Genomic DNA, 15,762 nt, shown 5'->3' on the forward strand with positions numbered 1-15,762 from the left:
CTGATAAATCTGCGTGAAAAAACCACAATCTAAATGAAAACATTCAAATCTATTTTTGAACAATACGACTGGAATACCATTCAATCTAAAATATACAAAACAACTTCTCAGGATGTCGAACGAGCTTTGGCAAAAAACAAACGCAATCTCGATGATTTTTTAGTTTTGATTTCTCCTGTAGCACAAAATTATTTAGAGCAAATGGCACAGCAATGCCATGAAATCACTAAAAAACGTTTCGGCAAAACCATCCAAATGTATGCACCACTTTATTTAAGCAACGAATGTCAAAACATTTGTACGTATTGCGGCTTTAGTTTAGATAATAAAATCAAACGGAAAACGCTTTCTGATGCTGAAATAAAACTCGAAGTCGAAGCACTAAAAAATACAGGTTTCGATCACGTTTTATTGGTTACGGGCGAAGCAAATTATACTGTAAACATTAATTATTTCCTGAATGCAATTGACTTAATACGAAAAGAGTTTTCGATTATTTCTGTAGAAGTTCAGCCACTTTCTACCGAAGATTATAAACGTTTGCATGAAGCAGGTGTGTATTCCGTTTTAGTGTATCAGGAAACGTATCATCAGGAAGTATACAAAAAATACCATACCAAAGGTAAAAAATCAAATTTCGATTATAGACTCGAAACGCCTGACCGAATTGGAACCGCCGGAATACATAAGATAGGTTTAGGCGTTTTATTAGGTTTGGAAGATTGGCGAACGGATAGTTTTTTTAATGCTTTGCATCTGGATTATCTCCAAAAGAAATACTGGCAAACGAAATATTCCGTTTCTTTTCCCAGATTACGTCCTGCCGAAGGTATTATCGAACCCAATTTTATTATGGACGATAAAGATTTAACCCAATTGATTTGTGCCTATCGATTGTGGAATGAAGATCTTGAAATTTCGATTTCGACCCGAGAAAATGAAAAATTCAGAAACAACATTATCCCGATTGGAGTTACGAGTATGAGTGCCGGATCTAAAACAAATCCCGGAGGTTATGTAGTTGATCCGCAATCTTTAGAACAATTTGAAATTAGCGACGAAAGATCGGCTAAAGAAATCGCTGAAGTCATAACAAATTCAGGTTACGAACCGGTTTGGAAGGATTGGGATAAATGTTATGGGTAAAGAAATTCCAATTTTTAAATTTCAAATTCCAACAATCTAAAATCTAAAATCTAAAATTTCCAAAATGAGCATTATTCAAGAATTTCTCCGTTACAACAGACAAACTATATTACCCGAAATTGGCGATGAAGGTCAGGAAAAACTAAAAAAAGCAAAAGTTTTAGTAATTGGTGCAGGCGGTTTAGGCTGTCCCATTTTGCAATATATTTCAACTGCAGGAGTTGGATTTATAGGAATTATGGATTTTGATATTATCGAAATTCATAATCTACATCGCCAAATTTTATATACTGAAAATGAAATTGGTCAGGAAAAAGCGGCTGTTGCAAAATATGTAATTTCAAAGCTAAATCCTTTGATCGAAGTAATTGCAATTAGAGAAAAACTGACTACTGAAAATGCCGAAAAAATAATTCAGCAGTATGATATTGTAGTAGATGGTTCGGATAATTTTGCAACGCGATATCTGGTAAATGATACTTGTGTTGCTTTACAAAAACCATTGGTTTACGGAAGTATTCTAAAATTTGAAGGTCAAGTTGCAGTTTTCAATCACAATGGCAGTAAAAATTTACGTGATTTATTTCCTGAAATGCCAGATCCAAAAGATGTTCCGAATTGTAATTTGAATGGCGTTTTGGGTACTCTTCCGGGGATTATTGGAACTATGATGGCGCACGAAACCTTAAAATTAATTCTGGAATTAACTGCTTTAAAAAATGAATTGGTACTTTTTAATACATTAAACTGGAACTTTACAAAACTGAATTTCTAGAAGACAATTTCATCGCCAACACTGATAATTCCCGAATTTAAACTCACAACATTGGTTCCGAATAAAACAGAATTATTCACTACTCGATATTTACTTAAGGTTTTGAGAGGTTCTTTTTTTAATTTACTATTATCAGGATCATTATTCACCATAATACATCTTTCGCATGTTTTTATATTTTTAAAATTTACTTCTCCAATTTTAAAAGTGGTGAAATCATCCTCTTCATGAGGAATTTCTGTACTTATTACGAGGTTAGGGCGAAATCTTAAAACGGTAATTTTATCTGTTAATTTTTCGTTTAGAAAATCCAAGCTTTGACTTCCTATCATTAAATACGGATAACCATCAGCAAGACTTACATTGAAAGTTTCTTTTAATTTTGAACTTTCATGTTTACGATCTCCGTTTTTGATGATTTTAACCAATTTACATTCAAAACCCAAATGTTCGCTAAACCATTTTGAAGTTGATGCATTCACTTCTATAACTTCGCTCTTATCATCCCAAACATTCACTTCTATCGAATGATCTAAATGTTCTTGAATAGAAAATTCATGCTTTTGATCCTTAAAAGTAATGCTGATTTTTTTTCCTGAAATCTTCGGATAGAACTGACTCATAATGCGATGTTCTCTCTGCGTAATCATTTGATTATCCGCATCAATTAACATCCATCTTCGATCGTTTTCGAATCCCATTTCTTCAGCCAAAGCTTCTTGGCAACTAATTCCGGCTAAACTTTTTATCGGATAGATATAGATTTCTTTTACACTATAAATTGCACTCATTATTCCTTATTTTCTATAATAGACATAAATTCTTCACGATCGATTTCGCGGCAACCTAAACTTTCTAAATGCGGATTGTAAACCTGACAATCTAAAAGTTTGTAATTTTCTTTTTGTAAATAATTTACTAAAGCAATAAAAGCAACTTTTGAAGCATTTGACACTTTCGAAAACATACTTTCTCCACAAAAAACATGTCCTAAGTCGATCCCATATAAACCGCCAACCAAAACCTCATCCTGCCAAACCTCAACAGATTTTGCAATTCCCTGTTCATTCAGTTTGCAATAGGCATCGATCATTTCGTTTGAAATCCAGGTTCCGTTTTGACCATCGCGTTTTATGTTCTGGCAATTCGAAATAACCTCTTTAAAGTTCTGATTCAACGTAACTTTAAATTGATTTCTGTTCAAAATATTCCGCATACTTTTAGATACAATCAATTCATCCAAAAACAAAACCATTCTGGGATCCGGCGACCACCAAAGAATTGGATCACCTTCATTAAACCAAGGGAAAATTCCGCTTTTGTAAGCTAACTTTAATCGTTCTGGATCTAAGTCACCGCCAATGGCCAGAATGCCTTCTTCATCGGCTTCTGAAACGGGAGGAAAAAATAAATCGTTGAATACGTAATACATGTTTTTAAAAATTCCAATTTTTTAAATTCCAAATTCCAAGTGCTGATTAGAAAACCTTTGTCAAAGTTTAAAACTTTGACAAAGGTCTGCACGTAATAACTCTGTTCAATGTTGTCATTTCGACCGAAGGGAGAAATCACACTAGAAACTCCACAATCAAAATCATCAATCTTTGTCGAATTACGTGTGTGATTTCCCTTCGGTCGAAATGACAAAAACTGAGATTAAAACAAAATTCCAAACCCCAATTAACACATTTACATGAATTGGAATTTGGAATTTATTTTTTGAATTTTAAACGCTTAGAAAGGTAAATCGTCTGGTTCGTCTTCGTTTAAGTTTGTTGCCGGAGCAAAAGTTTCAGCAGTTGGCATTGCCGGAGTTTGTCCAGGTCCTTCTGGTGCTAATCTTTCGATTCTCCAACCTTGAATACTATTGAAATATCTGGTTTCTCCTTGTGGATTAACCCATTCTCTTCCTCTTAAATTGATAGAAACTTTTACTGCCTCTCCTTGTTTGTAGCTACTTAATAAATCGCATTTATCTTGTGTAAATTCGATCAAAATATGCTGTGGATACTGCTCATCTGTGGTAACAACCAACTCTCTTTTTTTGAATGCAGCACTAACTTGTTGCTCTGGGTTCACCACTTTTACTTTTCCTGTAACTTCCATCTTCTTCTATATTAATTATTGTTTCTTTTCTATTTTTTTGCTAAAAGCACTTTCCATGCCGATGAAATATCATCTTTATTCAAATATTTTTTGGCTTCTAAATGTACCTTTTCCTGATCATCGGAACTTAATACTCCTTTCACCGAAAAGTTTTCTTTCACAAATATACTAACTTCTTCCGTTGTAGGCAAGGCTTCAATATTACCTAATTTCCCGAGATCATTTCCGTTAAAAACGGGGCTTTCCCTGATATAATTAGGGATTATATCTACACCAACACCTAATGTTGTAAGAGGTTTTGGCACTTCAAAAAGTCCCTGATTAGATCTTGAATACCAATTACTTCCTAATCTTGAAACCAGATCAATTTTATGCTGATCGATAGCTCCGTTTTCATCTAAAATTGCTTCGTGAATATGCATTTTTACCACCTCACAAAGAATCAAATTGCCCGCTCCGCCCTGATCTCCTAACGGAATAATCTGCGTGACTTTGCACTCAAACTGCACCGGCGACTCTTTTACGCGATACGGTTTTACTAAATCTGACGGAATTTGCGTTAGTCCGGCTTTGATAAACTCGTTTACACCTTCTCCATATTCGGTACTTGCCAAGGAGGTTTGCTGCACCATATCATAATTCACAACATTTATCACCACTTCGCGAGTTGCCTCTGCATTGATCAACGTGTGTTTTACAGTATTATCGCGTACGCGGCGTGCCGGCGAAAAAACCAAAATTGGCGGATTGGTACTGAACACATTAAAGAAACTAAATGGCGACAAATTTGGGATTCCTTTTGCACTAATAGTACTTGCAAAGGCAATAGGCCTTGGCCCCACAGCGCTTTGCAAATAGCCCTGCAGTTTTGCCGTTGGAATTTCTTTTGGATCGATGCTAATCATAGATTTTTCTTTTTGACCAAATCTCATTTCGGTTAATGCAAAAGTAGAGAAATCGTTTTTGTCAAAGAAATAGTTTTAGATTTAAAAACAAAAAATCTTTAGCCGTTTATAAAATATTAAATGTGTTTATTTCGTTATATTTATACCTCAAAAAATAATTTATGTCTTTTTCTGAAAGAAGAAATACTACTCGTTGGATTATTATTTTCATTTCCTTTTTAATCATTTCTTTGATTCTTTGGAACACTTATACTTTTTTCCAAATTTTCAAAAATGAAGAGCGAATAAAGATGAATCTTTGGGCAAATGCTTCAAAAACGCTTATCAATGCTGATGAAAATACCGACTTGGATTTACCGCTTGAGATAATAAACAACAATAATTCTGTTCCTGTTATGCTCACGATGTATGGCAAAGTAATTAGCTCAAAGAATATCCCTGATGAAATTATTGAAGATAAAGATAAATTGTCAGCGTACTTAGCCAATTTAAAAAATGAGAATGAACCTATTCTCATTGAATATGCTCCGGGAAAACAACAGCAGGTTTACTATGGAAATTCTGCATTACTAAAGAAACTCAAGTATTATCCGGTTGCTTTATTGCTGATTATCTTTTTGTTTGGTGCTTTGATTTACAACTTTTACAAAAGTACCAAAATGGCCACTCAAAATAAACTGTGGGCAGGAATGGCAAAAGAAACTGCCCATCAAATTGGTACACCTTTATCATCTCTAATTGGATGGGTTGAGATATTAAAAACAGAAGATATTGATCAATCGATAACAGTAGAAATAGAAAAAGACATCGAAAGATTACAAACCATTACAGATCGTTTTTCTAAAATTGGATCGGTTCCTGTTTTAGAAGAACATAATATTATTACTGAAACGCTGCATATTTATGAATATTTGCAATCCCGTTTTTCTAAACAAGTTACTTTTTCTTATAATGCGCCAGAAAAACCTATTATGGTAATGATAAATCCAACGCTGCACAGCTGGACGATTGAAAATTTAGTTAAAAATGCTATTGATGCCATGAAAGGGAAAGGAAGTTTAGATCTTCAAATTGAACAGGATGCACATCATGTAAAAATAAATGTAAAAGATTCCGGAACCGGGATTGCTAAAAATCAATTTAAAACCATCTTCGAACCAGGATTCACTACAAAAAAACGTGGTTGGGGATTGGGGCTTTCCTTAACCAAAAGAATAGTTGAAGAATATCATAGCGGAAAAATAAAAGTCCTACATTCTGAAATTGGAAAAGGAACTACATTTCAGATTTCTCTAAATAAAAAAGTGTAGCAAAAATTACTTTACTACACTTTTTTTATGTTTGAATGTCAGGCTGAGCGAAGTCGAACCTCTATGTTTTACAAATTTGCCTGAATACTTTTAGCCAAAGCTTCAAATTCTTCTTTAGAAAGTGATACTTTATCATGAAAACGCATTTCATCCATATGGTTTAATGGAATTAAATGAACGTGGGCATGAGGAACTTCTAATCCTACGACAGCCATTCCTACTCTTTTGCAGGGAACACTTTTCTCTAAAGCAATTGCAATTTTCTTAGAAAACTTCATTAGCCCTAAATACAACTCATCATCCATATCAAAAATCTTATCGATTTCTTGTTTCGGAATACAAAGCGTGTGTCCTTTTGCATTTGGATTTACATCTAAAAAAGCCAGGTAATTGTCGTCTTCAGCAATTTTATATGCAGGAATTTCTCCGTTTACTATTTTCGTGAATATTGAACTCATCGTTTATTCGTTTATTTGATTAATCGTTTAACCGATTTAACGATTAAACAGTTAAACCTTAAAAAAATTAGTCTCTTGTGATTTCAAGAATCTCAAATTTCAAAACTCCGTTTGGCACTGTGATTTCAGCTACTTCTCCAACAGATTTTCCTAATAAACCTTTCCCAATAGGAGATGTTACAGAGATTTTTCCTGTTTTCAAATCGGCTTCACTTTCAGCAACAAGTGTATATTTCATTTCCATTCCGTTGCCTTGGTTTTTAATTTTTACATTAGAAAGTACCAACGCTTTCGAAACGTCTAATTGCGATTCGTCTATTAATCTTGCATTAGAATATACTTCCTCCAGCTTAGAAATTCTCATTTCAAGTAAACCTTGTGCTTCTTTTGCGGCATCATATTCGGCGTTTTCAGATAAATCACCTTTGTCTCTTGCTTCTGCTATATCTTGAGATGCCTTTGGACGCATTACACTTTTTAAATGCTCCAACTCATCTTTTAATTTTTTTAATCCTTCTGCTGTATAATAAGATACTTTACTCATAACTTCGTCGTTTATATAAATACAAAAAATCCCATCGGGACGGGATTTTGTATTACAAATATACTATTATTTTTTATAGTACATAATTATATGTTAATCATATAAAAATCAAATCTAAATAAATTATTTTTGTTTCACTAATTCTTATTAAAATAATGAAAAAATTCTGGCTATTAATCGTCTTTGTTTCGCTACTTATTTCCTGCAGTGATAATAATAACAGCAACAAAAACCCAAACATACCAAGTTACCCTGTCAACCTGACCGTTGACATGAATTTACCTGCTTATTCTAATCTTAAATTTGTAAGTAACGGCGTTATCGTTCCTAATTACGGAGCAAAAGGAATTATCATTTTTAATGCCGGAAGTGGCTATAATGCATTTGATGCTGCCTGTCCTAATCAATCTGTGACTTCATGCATTGCTATGACAATTAATGGCATCAATGCGGTTTGTTCCTGCGACAAAACAGAGTATAGCTTATTTACCGGACTTGGAGGACAAGAATATCCATTAAAACAATATCGAGTTGAAGTAAGCGGAAGTGTAATTCACGTTTATAATTAATATAAAAAAAAGCCTGAAAGTTTACATTTTCAGGCTTTTTTGCTTTTAAGCTTATTAAAATTTCAATGTCAGTCCGGCTAAGAAATTAATTCCTGCCTGCGGATAGTAGTAAGGATAAATATCCCACATGGCTCCGTTTGAAACATATTTTTTATCCAGAATATTGTTTACTAAACCGGTAATCATAATCGATTTGAAAACTGATTTTGGTTTTATTTCGTAAGAAATATTCAAATCGTTTACAAAATAATCCGCCAGCTTCGCTTCGGGCAATTCGATATTGTTCATGTATTGCTCTCCAACAAATTTTTGCAATAACGAAATGTGTAAACTCTCCATTGGGCTGTACACAATAATATTTCCGGCAATCACATTTGGCGAATAAGCAATATCTGTTGTTCCGTAGTATTGTCCTTCAACAGCTAAATCGACATTTTTATTGCTGCTTAAAGTGAAATTAGGTCTAAGAAGAAATTTCTCAGAAAGCTTGATCGTTGCATCTACTTCAAAACCTAAACGGTAGCTTTTTTCAGTATTGGCACGAATGGGCGCTCCAACATCATCTAATCTTCCGGTTAAAATCAATTGATCTTTATAACCCATATAGTAGAAATTAGAATTTAGTTGAAATTTCTCTGAATTGAATCTCCATCCTAATTCAAAATCATTTAATTTTTCAGGTTTTACGTTTCCGCCTTCGTAATCGGTTCTGTTTGGTTCACGATTCGCACGGGCGTATGAAAAATAAAGTGCGTTTTTTTGATTGATTTCGTAATTTAAACCCGCTTTTGGATTAAAGAAATTGAAAGTATCATCGACTATTCCTGTTTCTTTTGAATTTGCTTTGTACTGAACTCTTCTATATTGTAAATCGCCGTAGAAACTCAATTTTTCAGTAAACTGATAGTTGGCTTTTGCAAAGACATTTCCATCTGTTTTGGTTGAATAATCATCATAATAATGATCGCCTAGTTCCGACAGATCAGAATTTCTTGCCCAGATTACTTTTCCGTAATGATCGCCTTCATATTTGTTCCAGCCTCCACCAAGAATAACATCCAGCTTTTCTTCTTTGTATTTTACAGAAAAAGTTGTTCCGTAAAAATCATTATCTAACCATTTCTGACGAATTAAATCTGTTCCGGGAACTAATTCTCCCAAATCATTTTCAACCATCTTTGTAGGCTGAATTGGTCCGTATCCTTCTACTGGTTCATTGTATTTATAATTTTCATAAAATCCTTGTCCTTTTGTATAATGAAGAGCGAAGTTGCTGCTCCATTTATCAGACCATGATTCGCTCCAATGTAATTGATAGTGATTTTGTTTGTAATTATCCGTTTCATTGTCATAGAAATGAACATTTCCTGCTTCATCTTTATATTTCCCTGCAGAATTATAAGTTCGATCTGAATTTAAAGTTTCAGCATCAATTCCGTTCCAGGATTGGTAGGTTTTTTCAGTTCCGCCAAAAACCAATGCTTTAATTAAAGTTGTTTTTCCTACGTAAGTCCCTTGCAGAAAATAGGATTTAAGATCCGAACTGGCACGATCTACATAACCATCAGATTTAATGGTAGACAAACGTCCGGCCAATTCAAAATGATCGTTTAATAAACCTGTACTAAATTTTACCGTGTTTTTGTTTGAATTGAAACTTCCGTAAGAACTGGAAATTTCTCCGGTTGGTTTTGAAGCATAACTATCTGTAAGCATATTTAAACTTGCGCCAAAAGCTCCTGAACCATTTGTCGAAGTTCCTACACCACGCTGCAGCTGTAAACTTTCTACAGACGAAGCAAAGTCCGGCATGTTTACCCAGAAAGTTCCCTGACTTTCAGAATCATTATACGGAATTCCGTTGATGGTTACGTTTACTCTTGTAGCATCGCTTCCGCGGACTCTGATTCCGGTATACCCTATTCCACCTCCTGCATCAGAAGTAGTAACAACAGATGGCAGATAGTTCATTAAAACAGGAATATCCTGTCCTAAGTTTCTAAATTTAATTTCCTTTTTATCCATATTACTAAATGTAACAGGAGTTTTTGTCGTAACACGAACTGCTGAAACTAACACATCGTCAAGTTTATTGACTTTGGTTGAATCTTGTTCCTGTGCGAAAGAAAATTGTGCCAAGAAAATAGAAGAAAGAAAAAAGAAAATAGACTTTTGGTTCAGCTTTGAACCTTTGAACCTTTGTGTCTTTGTGCCTGTGAAGGTACCTTTAATAATAGTTTTCATTCGTAAAGAATTACGAATAAAAGGGGGAATTATTCTTTGTTAAAATTAATAAATGTTTCACGACAAAATATAGTGTGCACGCTAAAATTGTCGTTTATTTCCCTTAGCGACATTACTCGCTCAGGTTCGTTGGGTATGATCTCAGCTCGTTATTTAGAGCACCCCTTTGAGACAGTGCAAATGTAGTGTTAAAAATTTCAAAAGTCAAAAGACAATGGCAAAAATCAATTACAATAAATTAAACTCAAAAATAATAAATCTCAAAAAACTGAAATTCCAAATTCCAACTGAAAACTACATAAGTGAGCTTTTTGGAATTTGGAATTTCAGTTTTTTGGAATTTAATCTAAGTCTGGTTTTCTGCGAGATTGCTTTCTCTCAGAAATATTCTTTTTGTCCTTTATTCTTTTCTTAATTACCGATTTTGGAATCTTGGTTGCTTTACGAATTTTAGGTACAAACAATCCTTTTTTGATAATTTCCAGAAAGCGTTTTATGACAATATCTTTGTTTTTAATCTGGCTTCTGTCTTCATCACAGTTTAAAATCAAGACGTTTTCTGTTGTTAATCGGGAGGAAATATTCGTTAGCAAAAGTAATTTTTCTTCCTCAGATAAAGCCTGAGAAGTATTCAAGTCAAAAGTCAAAACTACTTTCGAAGAAACTTTATTTACATTTTGTCCGCCGGCACCACTACTTCTCACGGCTTTGAAACTTAACTCTGATATGATTTTTTCGATATTCATTATTGTGGCTGATGTGCTGCTTTTAATAAATCGTTTACTGTTTTCACCGGATTAAAAGTTATCAGGGGAACTGCTACAAAAATGGTTAGCCAATTGGCCATGGCACCATTCCATAATCCGGGTAATTCATAGCTTTTGACTGTTTTTCCGTCTACACTTTTCTCCACTATAAAACCTGCTTTTTGATCGACAAACTGAAGTAAATCAAACTTTTCATTTTTATAATTTTTGATTCCGCAAACCAAATCAACGGGATTGAAATGAGTTGCTTCAGCAAGAATTTCGGTTTGTTTTTTATTCAACAAATCTACTTGCGATGTTTCGACAATCTGTAACGAAACAGCGCCTTTATCATTTCTTACCCAAAACGGTCCGCCACCAGGTTCTCCTTCATTTTTTACCATTCCGCAAACGCGAATAGGTCTGTTGAGTAATTCTTTTATTTTATTGACTTTATTCTCGAAAGTGAATTTATTAAAATCATTACTTAATTCAATATTGAGTTTCTGCATTAAAAAAGCAACAATTTCTTCGATATTTTCTTCTTTTATTTCCTGCTTTTCAATTGCATCCAAATAACCAAAAACTTTTTGCTGCACTTTTATTAAAACACCGGCTAAAGCCTTTTTATACAATGCGATTTTATCAATATGATTTTGAATTACATTGTCAATGTTTTTGATGAAAATAATATCAGAATCGAGTTCTTTTAAGTTTTCAATCAACGCTCCATGTCCGCCAGGTCTAAAAACCAAATTATTGTCTTTGTCCCGAACAGGAATATTTTTTGCGTCTACACAAATAGAATCAGTGCTTTTGTTTTGGTACGAATAACCAATATCAATTTTAACTTTCGAATCTTGTTCTACTTTTTCTTTGAGTACCTCAACTTCATTTTCGAATAAAGTCTGATGTATTTCAGAAACTGTAAAATGTAAATTAGAAACCTGATTTGAAGTTGCATAATGAACACATTCATTCAAATGTTCTTCTATCGGGTTGGCTATATGTGTTTTATATTGATGAAATGGCAAAACTGCTTTTGGCTTGTTTGCAAAATCAAAATATTCAGGAGAAAGTAATGTTTTTACGAAGTAATAATTTTTATAATCCCTGTCTAAAGTTTCAAAATCAGGATAAATCTCTTTAAGCTTTTCGTCTAATGTTTTAAAAAACGGAAACTTATCCATTGCGACAATAAAAATAGACAAATCACTGTCTTTTTTTCTATTGATATACGCATTTATAGTTTCTTTTTTAATGTCGAAATCATTCAGGAAAGCAGTTAAAAATTTAAACATTCTGCTTGCTGCACCCGAAGCCGGAACAAACTTTTTTAGTTTTAATTTTTCTTTTTGAAGATCAAAAAAATTCGCTTTTTCCTCGAATTCAGTTTCTGATAAACTTAAAATTCCGTTATTAATGGTTGCAGGATTTATTAAGTTGCTTTTTAAAATTCCGTTCTTAAAAATTTCAAGTTGCTTCAGAATTTTATCAAAAGGAATTCCGTGATTGTATATCTGAACAAAATCTGCTGATGAAAAACCATGCTGTTTTGCAAGAGATAAATTATCTATAATTGCAATTGCTTTTGCCAAACGGCTTTCTTTATTACCGGAAAGTGTTATAAAAGGCTTTTTATTATCAATCAGGGTTTGTTTAAAAACCGAGAATACAGATTCTCTTCCGTCAGGAGTATCTCTAATATCGTCTTTTTCCCAAGGAACATCAATATCGGTAAGGAAAAATAAATCGTATTCATGTTCTAGTGCAGCTTCGTTTAAAAGCGGATCGCAAAAGCCATAATACATTTCAGAAAAAACTTTGGTCACCATCAAATTAGTATCAGAAAACAAATAATTTTTTGCCGAGGCCAATTTTTTATTTTCTAATGCAACTTGTCCATATGCAATAGGCAGCATATCATCGGCCACACAAATGTGTTGGTTTTCTTCCCATTTTTCCTGCAAATAATCACGTGCAAATTCGGGAACCCATTCGGTTTCGTAATATTCTGCAAGTTGTTTTGCCAATGTGGTTTTGCCTGTACTTTCAGGACCAAATAAGGCAATTTTTAGGATAGCTGTTTTTTGCTGTCTAAGATTTTTCTCCATTCTAAATAAGCTGAAATAGCCAAAATTGTAAAAATTAAATATTGTAGCGACAACATCCCTAAGCCGCGATAGGCATAAAGAGGCACTACAATAATGTCGCCTATGATCCAAAGTGTCCAGTTTTCGATCTTTTTCCTGGCCATGTACCACATCCCTGCAAAAAATATTCCAGAAGAAATCATATCGACATAATTGTCTTTATGAATTTCATAATCGAAATATTTATAAATTCCGAAAACTACAAAAACAGTTACAAAAAACAGTACAACTCCAATTATTTTTTCATTAACATTTGTTCTCGTAATAGGCAAATTATCTTCTGTGGTTCCACCTTTTCCCCAAACATACCAACCGTAAATACTCATTATAGAGAAATACCCATTAATAATCATATCGCCAATATAACCTGCAACGTACAACAAATACACTGAAATTACAGTAGCAACTAAACCTGTTGGATATACCCAGATATTTTCTTTTTTAGCAAACCAAACACTTAAAATTCCACAAACAAAAACTAAAAATTCCAAAGCAATGTGCCAGAGAGGAGCGTTTTTGTAACTTTCAAGAAAAAAATCTATCATTGGGCGGTTGTTTTGGTTGTTCTTAACTTATGATTCAAAAAAATGACTGTCGTTTTCAAAAGCAGTTCCTATAACTACCAGGTCTGCACCGGCATTATAGGCATTTTGAATTCCGTGCAAATCTACAATTCCTCCTCCAACAATAATAGGAATATTAATGTTTTGAGCAATTAACTGTATCATTTCCAGCGGAACGGGCTGCTTTGCTCCGCTTCCCGCCTCCAGATAAATCAATTGATTCCCCAGCATTTCTCCGGCCTGTGCAGTAGCCAAAACCAAATTAAAATTTTCTCTGTTTAATGGTTTTGTTTTACTCACTCTTGCTACAGCAGTTTCATTTCCGCTTTCGATCAAAATATATCCTGTCGAAATTACTTCAAGATTTGTCTTTTTAAGAATTGGTGCCGCCTGAACCTGATATTCTATTAAGTAATCCGGATTTCGGCCGGACAATAACGAAAGGAACAAAATAGCATCGGCCTGAGGTGAAATCTGCGACGGATTACCCGGAAATATAACAACGGGCAGCTTTGTTTTTTGTTTTAATGCTGCAATTAAATCTTCTAAAATTGTAGATTCTACAATGCTTCCTCCCACAAAAATATGCGTTGCAGGCGATTGATTAATTTTAAGCAGCAAATGATCTAAATTTTCCCAAACAATTTTATCAGGATCTAAAAGTATGGCCAGCAATTTTTGTCCGTTACTTTTAGCTTCCAGAATTTGTTGGCGTATATTGGGTATTTTTTGTCTCATAACGGGCGTAAAAGTAAAAGTTTTTTAATGCAGAAGAACTATTTTGAATGAATTATATTTGTGTTATAGTTAAAACAAAATTATGATAGCAATTGCTCTGTTGGAAAAATATGGCGCTCTGAAAAAATCTTTCGATAAAAATGAAATTATTTTTGAAGATGGTAATTTGCCAACGCATTATTATCAGATCATTTCCGGCGAGGTTAAAATGAGCAATTATAATGATGATGGCCGCGAATTTATTCAGGGTATTTTTTATACCAATCAGTCTTTTGGAGAACCGCCTTTATTTTTAAACCAAAATTATCCTGCCAATGCGATTGCTGTTGAAGATGCAGAAATTCTTTTGCTAACAAAAAGCAGCTTCATGCAATTGCTGCAAGAAAACGCCAACGTAAGTATTAAAATTATCGAGAATTTAGCACAACGTTTGTATTATAAATCGGTTATGGCGGCAGAGATGTCTACGCAGGAACCAGAGCATCGCATTTTGAAATTAATGGATCACGGAATCGCTTATTTCAATTTCAAAAAAGAGGAAAACGGTTACCTCATTAATTTTACCCGACAGCAAATAGGCGATTTAACCGGATTGCGTGTCGAAACCGTGATTAGAACCATAAAAGCTCTTGAAAAAAAGGGCGTGCTAAAGATTATAAACAGAAAAGTATACCGATAAAAAAGTTCTCGTTTTATGATTTTAATCATAAAACACAGCTCTAAAGTGCTTGTACCTTTGTTACTCTAAAAACAAACATTATGACACTTTATCAAACAACATTCGAAAATTTCAATAAAAATTATATGGGTTCTGCAGCAATGGCTGTAATTGGTCAAAGCTGTTTAGGTGCAGCTGCAGCGATGTATATTCTTTCTCACGGTACCTCTATTGGTCAAATGATACAATTGGCTATTATTGTTTTGGCTTGTATATTAGCCAATACTTCTATACTTGCACAAATGAAACATAAAGTAGTTTTTAACTTTATTATTACAAGTGCTATTTTAAGTGTTCTGCTTATCATACTGAACAATTTTATTCTATGAGAAAACAGATAGAAAATAGAGCTGATGTCGAATTTCTGGTACATCAGTTTTATGCTAAAATAAGAGCCGATGAAGAAATCGGCTTTTATTTTAATACGATGATTAAAGATTGGGATGCTCACCTTGAAAAGCTAACTGATTTTTGGGAAACGAATTTGTTTGCCGTAAAAAAATACAAAGGCAATCCGCATGCGGTACACAATGAAGTTGATGCTCATTTTGAAAGCAAAATCACTTCAAACGAATTCGGAATCTGGCTGAACTATTGGTTTCAGACTTTAGAAGAACATTTTGAAGGCGAAAATGTAGAAACACTAAAAAGACGCGCACGAAAAATGGGAACTTTTTTGTTTATGAGTATGTTTGAGCATCGTAAGAAGATGGCGGAAGTTTCTATACAGTAATGCATAAAAAAGTATTGTTTGTCCTTGCGAGGAACGAAGCAATCACATTTGCTA

Annotated in this window: 18 protein-coding genes; 7 read left to right on the forward strand and 11 right to left on the reverse strand. The window is 33.8% G+C overall.

The features are described from left to right. Nucleotides 1-33: 33 nt before the first annotated feature. A complete protein-coding gene (thiH, locus tag FLP_RS03000; protein WP_065448051.1) occupies nt 34-1,146 on the forward strand; it encodes a 2-iminoacetate synthase ThiH in 1,113 nt (370 codons plus the stop codon). Nucleotides 1,147-1,210: 64 nt separating this feature from the next. Then, entirely contained in the window at nt 1,211-1,921 is a 711-nt protein-coding gene (locus FLP_RS03005; protein ID WP_065448052.1) for a HesA/MoeB/ThiF family protein, read from the forward strand. Here FLP_RS03005 and FLP_RS03010 read toward each other — a convergent pair. From FLP_RS03010 to FLP_RS03025, 4 genes are all read right to left on the reverse strand, one after another. Continuing rightward, on the reverse strand, nt 1,918-2,712 hold the full coding sequence (locus tag FLP_RS03010) for an MOSC domain-containing protein (RefSeq protein ID WP_065448053.1): 795 nt from the start codon (nt 2,710-2,712) through the stop codon (nt 1,918-1,920). The genes FLP_RS03005 and FLP_RS03010 overlap by 4 nt on opposite strands. Next, nucleotides 2,712-3,353, reverse strand: a complete 642-nt coding sequence (gene aat, locus FLP_RS03015) for a leucyl/phenylalanyl-tRNA--protein transferase (protein ID WP_065448054.1) — start codon at nt 3,351-3,353, stop codon at nt 2,712-2,714. The genes FLP_RS03010 and aat overlap by 1 nt, the downstream gene beginning before the upstream one ends. Nucleotides 3,354-3,655: 302 nt before the next feature. Continuing rightward, the gene (locus FLP_RS03020) at nt 3,656-4,027 is read right to left on the reverse strand and encodes a DUF3127 domain-containing protein (RefSeq protein ID WP_065448055.1); all 372 of its coding nucleotides are present in this window, start codon (nt 4,025-4,027) and stop codon (nt 3,656-3,658) included. Between the two features lie 29 nt (nt 4,028-4,056). After that, nucleotides 4,057-4,932, reverse strand: coding sequence for a flavin reductase family protein (locus FLP_RS03025; protein ID WP_065448134.1), 876 nt, complete (start codon nt 4,930-4,932; stop codon nt 4,057-4,059). Between the two features lie 161 nt (nt 4,933-5,093). Between FLP_RS03025 and FLP_RS03030 the strand changes: the two genes are divergently transcribed. Beyond that, entirely contained in the window at nt 5,094-6,242 is a 1,149-nt protein-coding gene (locus FLP_RS03030) for a sensor histidine kinase (RefSeq protein ID WP_065448056.1), read from the forward strand. A gap of 68 nt (nt 6,243-6,310) precedes the next feature. Here FLP_RS03030 and FLP_RS03035 read toward each other — a convergent pair whose 3' ends face one another. Both FLP_RS03035 and greA read right to left on the reverse strand, forming a co-directional pair. Beyond that, nucleotides 6,311-6,700 (reverse strand): HIT family protein, encoded by a 390-nt coding sequence (locus tag FLP_RS03035; RefSeq protein ID WP_065448057.1) that lies wholly within the window; start codon nt 6,698-6,700, stop codon nt 6,311-6,313. A 67-nt stretch (nt 6,701-6,767) separates the two neighbouring features. After that, on the reverse strand, nt 6,768-7,244 hold the full coding sequence (gene greA / locus FLP_RS03040; protein WP_065448058.1) for a transcription elongation factor GreA: 477 nt from the start codon (nt 7,242-7,244) through the stop codon (nt 6,768-6,770). A gap of 155 nt (nt 7,245-7,399) precedes the next feature. On the opposite strand from greA, the gene FLP_RS03045 reads away from it, so the two are divergent. After that, complete coding sequence (locus tag FLP_RS03045; protein ID WP_065448059.1) at nt 7,400-7,813, forward strand: Rieske (2Fe-2S) protein; 414 nt, start codon at nt 7,400-7,402, stop codon at nt 7,811-7,813. A 54-nt stretch (nt 7,814-7,867) separates the two neighbouring features. Here the strand turns inward: FLP_RS03045 and FLP_RS03050 are convergent, their stop codons facing one another. The 5 genes from FLP_RS03050 to FLP_RS03070 all read right to left on the reverse strand — a co-directional run bounded on the left by FLP_RS03050 (nt 7,868) and on the right by FLP_RS03070 (nt 14,257). Beyond that, a complete protein-coding gene (locus FLP_RS03050; protein WP_065448060.1) occupies nt 7,868-10,057 on the reverse strand; it encodes a TonB-dependent receptor in 2,190 nt (729 codons plus the stop codon). A 341-nt stretch (nt 10,058-10,398) separates the two neighbouring features. Further along, complete coding sequence (arfB, locus tag FLP_RS03055; protein WP_065448061.1) at nt 10,399-10,803, reverse strand: alternative ribosome rescue aminoacyl-tRNA hydrolase ArfB; 405 nt, start codon at nt 10,801-10,803, stop codon at nt 10,399-10,401. Then, nucleotides 10,803-12,917, reverse strand: a complete 2,115-nt coding sequence (locus tag FLP_RS03060; RefSeq protein WP_065448062.1) for a DUF4301 family protein — start codon at nt 12,915-12,917, stop codon at nt 10,803-10,805. Before FLP_RS03060 ends, arfB begins: the two co-directional genes overlap by 1 nt. After that, nucleotides 12,878-13,501 carry a nicotinamide riboside transporter PnuC gene (gene pnuC, locus FLP_RS03065; RefSeq protein WP_065448063.1) on the reverse strand — a complete coding sequence of 208 codons (624 nt, stop codon included), beginning with the start codon at nt 13,499-13,501 and terminating at the stop codon, nt 12,878-12,880. Before pnuC ends, FLP_RS03060 begins: the two co-directional genes overlap by 40 nt. A 27-nt stretch (nt 13,502-13,528) precedes the next feature. Then, entirely contained in the window at nt 13,529-14,257 is a 729-nt protein-coding gene (locus tag FLP_RS03070; protein ID WP_065448064.1) for a phosphoglycerol geranylgeranyltransferase, read from the reverse strand. 82 nt (nt 14,258-14,339) lie between these two features. Here FLP_RS03070 and FLP_RS03075 point away from each other — a divergent pair, with 82 nt between their 5' ends. The 3 genes from FLP_RS03075 (at nt 14,340) to FLP_RS03085 (ending at nt 15,708) form a co-directional block, all read left to right on the forward strand. Next, nucleotides 14,340-14,936 (forward strand): Crp/Fnr family transcriptional regulator, encoded by a 597-nt coding sequence (locus tag FLP_RS03075; protein WP_065448065.1) that lies wholly within the window; start codon nt 14,340-14,342, stop codon nt 14,934-14,936. An 80-nt stretch (nt 14,937-15,016) separates the two neighbouring features. Beyond that, complete coding sequence (locus tag FLP_RS03080) at nt 15,017-15,304, forward strand: hypothetical protein (RefSeq protein ID WP_065448066.1); 288 nt, start codon at nt 15,017-15,019, stop codon at nt 15,302-15,304. Further along, nucleotides 15,301-15,708: a group III truncated hemoglobin gene (locus FLP_RS03085; RefSeq protein ID WP_065448067.1), complete on the forward strand. Its 408-nt coding sequence runs from the start codon at nt 15,301-15,303 to the stop codon at nt 15,706-15,708. The genes FLP_RS03080 and FLP_RS03085 overlap by 4 nt, the downstream gene beginning before the upstream one ends. Nucleotides 15,709-15,762 lie beyond the last annotated feature (54 nt).

Origin of the sequence: Flavobacterium piscis (assembly GCF_001686925.1) — a bacterium.
GTDB classification, from domain to species: Bacteria; Bacteroidota; Bacteroidia; order Flavobacteriales; family Flavobacteriaceae; genus Flavobacterium; species Flavobacterium piscis.

Coding starts and splice junctions, on each gene's coding strand:
- thiH (WP_065448051.1), top strand. CDS start 34: ATGAAAACATTCAAATCTATTTTTGAACAATACGACTGGAATACCATT.
- FLP_RS03005 (WP_065448052.1), top strand. CDS start 1,211: ATGAGCATTATTCAAGAATTTCTCCGTTACAACAGACAAACTATATTA.
- FLP_RS03010 (WP_065448053.1), bottom strand. CDS start 2,712: ATGAGTGCAATTTATAGTGTAAAAGAAATCTATATCTATCCGATAAAA.
- aat (WP_065448054.1), bottom strand. CDS start 3,353: ATGTATTACGTATTCAACGATTTATTTTTTCCTCCCGTTTCAGAAGCC.
- FLP_RS03020 (WP_065448055.1), bottom strand. CDS start 4,027: ATGGAAGTTACAGGAAAAGTAAAAGTGGTGAACCCAGAGCAACAAGTT.
- FLP_RS03025 (WP_065448134.1), bottom strand. CDS start 4,932: ATGATTAGCATCGATCCAAAAGAAATTCCAACGGCAAAACTGCAGGGC.
- FLP_RS03030 (WP_065448056.1), top strand. CDS start 5,094: ATGTCTTTTTCTGAAAGAAGAAATACTACTCGTTGGATTATTATTTTC.
- FLP_RS03035 (WP_065448057.1), bottom strand. CDS start 6,700: ATGAGTTCAATATTCACGAAAATAGTAAACGGAGAAATTCCTGCATAT.
- greA (WP_065448058.1), bottom strand. CDS start 7,244: ATGAGTAAAGTATCTTATTATACAGCAGAAGGATTAAAAAAATTAAAA.
- FLP_RS03045 (WP_065448059.1), top strand. CDS start 7,400: ATGAAAAAATTCTGGCTATTAATCGTCTTTGTTTCGCTACTTATTTCC.
- FLP_RS03050 (WP_065448060.1), bottom strand. CDS start 10,057: ATGAAAACTATTATTAAAGGTACCTTCACAGGCACAAAGACACAAAGG.
- arfB (WP_065448061.1), bottom strand. CDS start 10,803: ATGAATATCGAAAAAATCATATCAGAGTTAAGTTTCAAAGCCGTGAGA.
- FLP_RS03060 (WP_065448062.1), bottom strand. CDS start 12,917: ATGGAGAAAAATCTTAGACAGCAAAAAACAGCTATCCTAAAAATTGCC.
- pnuC (WP_065448063.1), bottom strand. CDS start 13,501: ATGATAGATTTTTTTCTTGAAAGTTACAAAAACGCTCCTCTCTGGCAC.
- FLP_RS03070 (WP_065448064.1), bottom strand. CDS start 14,257: ATGAGACAAAAAATACCCAATATACGCCAACAAATTCTGGAAGCTAAA.
- FLP_RS03075 (WP_065448065.1), top strand. CDS start 14,340: ATGATAGCAATTGCTCTGTTGGAAAAATATGGCGCTCTGAAAAAATCT.
- FLP_RS03080 (WP_065448066.1), top strand. CDS start 15,017: ATGACACTTTATCAAACAACATTCGAAAATTTCAATAAAAATTATATG.
- FLP_RS03085 (WP_065448067.1), top strand. CDS start 15,301: ATGAGAAAACAGATAGAAAATAGAGCTGATGTCGAATTTCTGGTACAT.